Source organism: Nitrococcus sp., assembly GCF_059432795.1.
On the sequence record NZ_JBXWZQ010000036.1, the window covers coordinates 1 to 3,121 of the forward strand.

Sequence of the window (3,121 nt, forward strand, 5' to 3'; positions counted from 1 at the left end):
CGGTTTACACCAACGTGACGGGTGCGCCGGTGCGGGAGCCTGCGGCGATCAAATCGGCTTTGGTTGACCAGGTGGTGTCGACGGTTCGCTTTGAGGATTGTTTGCGCAATATGGCTGCCGAAAACGAGGGGGCGCAGTTTTTCGAATGCGGGCCCGGTAAGGTTTTGGCTGGCTTTGCCAAGCGAATTGACCGGGAAATCGTGGTGGTGCCGATGTCCGAGTTTGAGGAAATCCCCGCCTGAGCCGGTCCTATGCGTATTTACTTCATGGGCATTTGCGGCACGGCCATGGGCAATGCCGCGCTCCTTGTAAAAGCGCAGGGCCATGAGGTATTGGGCTGCGACGCGGGGGTCTATCCGCCCATGTCTGAGGTTTTGTCGGATGCCGGGATCGAATTGCTGGAGGGCTTCGACGCGGCGCGTTTAGCCGCGCTCGAGGTCGATCAGGTGGTCGTGGGTAACGCCATGAGCCGGGGCAACCCGGAGGTGGAGTGGTTGCTCGATCAGTCTGAGGTCCCCTTCATTTCGCTGCCCGCGCTTTTTCACGATACCGTGCTGGTCGGGCGGTGCCCGGTCGTGCTCGCCGGGACGCATGGGAAAACGACAACCGCCACGCTGACGGCTTACCTGCTCGATGCAGCCGGAGCGGAGCCGGGCTGGCTCATCGGCGGCGTGCCCTGCGATTTGCCGGGCGGTGCGCACCTCGGTAGCGGTCAGCCCTTCGTCATCGAGGGCGACGAATACGACTCCGCCTTTTTCGACAAGCGCAGTAAATTCATCCACTACCGGCCGCAGATAGCGGTTTTGAACAACCTCGAATTCGACCATGCCGACATTTTCCGTGACTTGGAGGACGTGCAGCGCACCTTCCGCCATTTTTTGCGCATTTTGCCGGGTTCCGGCTACGCGCTGGTCAACGGAGACGACTTAAATCTACGAGCGCTCGTGCCCGTGCCCTGGACGCAGGTTCTCCGGGTCGGAGTGGATCCGGGGAATGACTTGGTACTCCGCGATTTTCAAGATGCGCCCGAAGGAGCTTCCTTCGAGCTTGTCTGGAAGGGCCAGCTGTGGGCCCGGGTCCAATGGCAGATGCACGGGCTGTTCAACGCGCGTAACGCGGCCATGGCGGCCCTTGCGGCGGCTCTGGCGGGTGGCTACGAAGACCCCGGGGAATTTGACCTTTCCGCCTTAGCGAACTTTCGCGGTGTGCGGCGGCGGCAGGATGTGCTTTTCGAAAGCGGGGCCTGTGTCGTCGTGGAAGACTTTGCGCATCACCCGACAGCAGTCGGGGTGGCTACCGAAGCGCTGCGAGCGGCTTACCCGAATCGCCGGATGACGGTTTGCTTTGAGCCGCGGAGCAATACGGCGGCCAGCTCCCGTTTTCAGGAAGCTTTCCAGACGGCGCTCAGTCAGGCCGATGCGGTCTGTTTCGGCGCGGTGCACCGGGCTGAACGGATGGCCCCGGAAGACCGGCTGGATACGGTCGCCATGGCGACGGCGCTCACGGCGTCTGGTTGTGTGGCGGCGGCTTTCACTGAAAATGCGGAATTGCTCGCACACTTACTGGAGCAAGTGCAGTCACCGCACGAGCAGATCGTGGTGTTTTTTACGAACGGTTCCTTCGATGGCGTTCCCCACTCGTTGGCCGCGAGTCTGCGCGAGCCGCTTTAAGCTCAAACCGATTCGGGTTTTTGGAGCAGCTTCTCGATATAAGGGTTCGGGTATCTGCGGGTAATCGTCACGGCGTAGAAAGTCTCGTGGATATCGGGGATTTGGTAGAGTTCCTTCAAGCGTCCGGTTTTAAGCTCGTCCTTCACCACGACGGGGGGGAGCAGGGCGATCGCGTCGGTGTCGCGGGCGATGAGGCGGAGCATGGCCATATCGTCCGCTTCGGCGGCAATGAGCGGGGCGATGCCGGCCCGCTCCATAATCAGGTCGAAGCGGGCGCGGATGTTACTCTCAACACTCGGCAGCACCATGGGGGCGTCGCGCAGGTCCTCGGGAAAACGAAACGCGCGGCGTTTCTTGAAAGACTTCTGGCCAATCAGGCTGACCGCTTGATCGTCGACCAACTGGCTGTGCAACTGGCGCTCGGTATCGCGGGGCACGGGGCTGTTGGAAAGCACGAGGTCGAGGGTATGGGCGCGGAGCTGGGCAAACAATTCACGGGCGCTGGCGGAGTGGATGATGACCTCCAGCTCGGTGTCGTCGAGCGCATCCCGGAGGAAGCTGAGTTGGAAATTCTTGGAAAGGGTGGAGACGGCACCGACCCGGAGAATATTACGATAGCGCCCGCCCCGGTTTTGCAGGGTGGCGAGCATTTCCTCGCCGGTTTTGAAAATCGTGTCGGCATAGTTGAGCACCATGCGGCCTTCCTCGGTGAGAATGAGCGATTTGTGCTGCCGGTCGAAGAGGGGGCATTCCAGGCTCTGCTCAAGCTTCTTCAGCTGTATGCTGAGAGCGGACTGCGCGACGTTGAGCCGCTCGGCCGCGCGGGTCAGGTTACCCTCCTTGACGATGGCATGGAAATAACGGAGGTGGTGATAGTTCAACTGATTCATTATATATAAAACAGAACGTTTTCATCGAATACTTGTATTGGACATATTTAAGTCAATCGCATACTCTTGTCGGGATGAACTGGATTGTATGTGCCCTGACCCTCTGGATCGCACCGACCTTTTTGCTGTGGTCCCTGTTCCCCGCCTCGCGACTCAATCAATCGCCGAGGGTGGCGGGTCGTCTGGCGGAGGGTTTGGCGTGGCTCGCCTTCGTTTGCACTTTGCTGGCCACGGCCCTCTGGGCGGCGACGGGCCCGGAAGCTGTCGTCGCGACGGCGACCGAAGCGGGGTGGTTCGGACTGCGCCTGGATGCGCTTTCGGCCACCGTCCTTCTGCTGGTTTGTTTCCTGGGGGCGGTGATTGTGCGTTACTCGAAGAACTATCTGGCCGGCGAATCGGGGCAGGGGGGATTTATCAAATGGCTCTGTGTCACTCTGGGGTCGGTCATGGCATTGATCGTGGCACCGGGGCTGGTGCAATTTGGTTTGGCCTGGGTGGCCACGAGCCTCGGGCTCTACAAACTCCTGATTTATTTCCCCGACCGGTTGGGCACGATGCTCT

2 protein-coding genes and 2 pseudogenes are annotated in these 3,121 nt (G+C 60.4%); 3 read left to right on the plus strand and 1 reads right to left on the minus strand.

The genetic code is table 11. From position 1 onward, the window contains the following. A pseudogene (locus tag AC52Q4_RS03155) lies at positions 1–242 on the plus strand (ACP S-malonyltransferase); the annotation flags it as partial. Between the two features lie 9 nt (positions 243–251). Then, positions 252–1,670 carry a UDP-N-acetylmuramate--L-alanine ligase gene (locus AC52Q4_RS03160; RefSeq protein WP_495535351.1) on the plus strand — a complete coding sequence of 473 codons (1,419 nt, stop codon included), beginning with the start codon at positions 252–254 and terminating at the stop codon, positions 1,668–1,670. Between the two features lie 2 nt (positions 1,671–1,672). Here AC52Q4_RS03160 and AC52Q4_RS03165 read toward each other — a convergent pair whose 3' ends face one another. Continuing rightward, positions 1,673–2,560, minus strand: a complete 888-nt coding sequence (locus AC52Q4_RS03165; protein ID WP_495535352.1) for a LysR family transcriptional regulator — start codon at positions 2,558–2,560, stop codon at positions 1,673–1,675. Between the two features lie 74 nt (positions 2,561–2,634). Between AC52Q4_RS03165 and AC52Q4_RS03170 the strand changes: the two are divergent. After that, positions 2,635–3,121: pseudogene (locus tag AC52Q4_RS03170) on the plus strand (NADH-quinone oxidoreductase subunit L); the annotation flags it as partial.